Raw genomic sequence first — 2,003 nt, 5'->3', positions numbered from 1 at the left:
AGTCCGGGACGACGACCTGCCGCGCACCGCCGCCGTCCTCCACGCCATCGCCGCCGACCTCGCCCCGCGCGTGGACGCCTGCGGCCCCGCTGAAAGCGCCGCCCTGCTCGCAGGGCTCGACGGCCGCTTCGTCCTGCCCGGACCCTCTGGCGCCCCCACGCGCGGCCGCCCGGACGTGCTGCCCACCGGGCGCAACTTCTACTCGGTCGATACCCGCGCGGTGCCCACCGCCGTCGCCTGGGATCTCGGCCAGCGCTCCGCAGAGTTGCTGGTGGAGGACTACCTCCAGCGCGAGGGCGAATACCCAAGGGCCATCGCGCTCTCCGCATGGGGCACCGCCAACATGCGCACCGGCGGCGACGACATCGCGCAGGCCCTCGCGCTGATGGGCGTGCGCCCGCGCTGGGAGTGGACCTCGGGCCGCGTCACCGGGTTCGAGATGATGACGCTCGCCGAACTGGGCCGCCCGCGCGTGGACGTGACCTTGCGCGTCTCGGGCTTCTTTCGCGACGCCTTTCCCGAGCAGATGGACCTCATCGACAGCGCCGCCCGCGCCGTCATGGCGCTGGAGGAAAGCGCCGAAGACAACCCCGCCGCCGCCCGCCACCGCGCCGAAACCGCGATGCTCGCCGCTGAAGGGCAGGACGAAACCGTCGCCGCCCGCCGCGCCGGAGCCCGCGTGTTCGGCTCGAAACCGGGGGCCTACGGCGCCGGTCTGCAGGCGATGATCGACGAGAAGCTGTGGCATGACCGCGCCGACCTCGCGAACGTCTACCTCGACTGGGGCAGCTACGCCTATGGCGCGGGTGTCGAGGGCGATGCCGAGCGCGATCTCTACGCAGCCCGGCTGACGCAGGCCGACGCGGTGGTCCAGAACCAGGACAACCGCGAGCACGACCTGCTCGACAGCGACGATTACTACCAGTTCGAGGGCGGCATCGCCGCTGCGGTCGAGCACCTGAAGGGCCGCGCGCCGGTCAGCTACCACAACGATCACTCGCGCCCCGAACGCCCGGTCATCCGCACGCTGGCGGACGAAATCGGCCGCATCGTAAGGGGCCGCGTGACCAATCCCAAATGGATCGCGGGCGTCATGCGCCACGGCTACAAGGGCGCGTTCGAGATCGCCGCCTCGGTGGACTACCTCTTCGCCTTCGCCGCGACGACCAGCGCGGTGAAGGACCACCACTTCGACGCCGTCCACGCCGCCTTCATCGAGGATGAGGCGGTGCGTGACTTCATGGCGCAGGCCAACCCCGCCGCGCTTCGCGAAACCGCCGCGCGGCTGGCCGAGGCGCTGGAGCGCGGCCTCTGGAAACCCCGATCGAACAGCGCGGGCCTGCTGCTCGCCCAAGTCTCAGGAGCATGATGATGGCCGAACGCACCGACGAACAGCACGCCGAGAAGATGAAGAAGAAGCAGGCCGCGCATGACCGCATCATGGCGGGCAAGACCGTGGAAAAGGGCCTGCTGATCGTCAACACCGGCAAGGGCAAGGGCAAGACCACGGCCGCGCTCGGCATGGTGGTGCGCATGATCGGGCATGGCAGGAAGGTGGGCGTCGTCCAGTTCGTGAAGGGCGCGATGACCACCGGCGAGAAGGCCGTCTTCGATGCCTTCCCGGACAACGTCGAGTTCAAGGCGATGGGCGAAGGCTTCACCTGGAACACCCAGGACCGCGCCCGCGACATCGCCCTCGCCCGCGAGGCGTGGGACGAGGTGAAGCGCATGGTCGCCGATCCGGCCTACGACATGGTGCTGGCGGACGAGCTGAACATCGTGCTGCGCTATGACTACCTGCCGCTTGAGGAAGTGCTTGAGGTGCTGACCGCGCGTGCGGAGATGAAGCACGTCGTCGTGACCGGACGCAATGCGCCGCAGGGGCTGATCGACACGGCCGATCTCGTGACGGAAATGACGCTGGTGAAGCACCCCTTCCGCGAGCAGGGCGTGAAGGCGCAGACGGGGATCGAGTTCTGATGCACGCCTCTCGTCGTCCCGGA

2 protein-coding genes are annotated in these 2,003 nt (G+C 69.2%); both read left to right on the top strand.

The features are described 5' to 3' along the window. The coding region (locus LH128_RS30610) for a cobaltochelatase subunit CobN (protein WP_008833567.1) at positions 1 to 1,369 on the top strand (1,369 nt) is incomplete at its 5' end. A 2-nt stretch (positions 1,370 to 1,371) separates the two neighbouring features. After that, complete coding sequence (gene cobO, locus LH128_RS30605) at positions 1,372 to 1,980, top strand: cob(I)yrinic acid a,c-diamide adenosyltransferase (protein ID WP_036524829.1); 609 nt, start codon at positions 1,372 to 1,374, stop codon at positions 1,978 to 1,980. Positions 1,981 to 2,003 lie beyond the last annotated feature (23 nt).

The sequence above is a fragment of the Sphingomonas sp. LH128 genome (assembly GCF_000293195.2).
In the GTDB taxonomy this organism is placed as follows: Bacteria; Pseudomonadota; Alphaproteobacteria; order Sphingomonadales; family Sphingomonadaceae; genus Novosphingobium; species Novosphingobium resinovorum_A.
The sequence above is the reverse complement of the archived record's forward strand: the minus strand, read 5'-3'. Positions and strand labels throughout refer to the sequence as shown.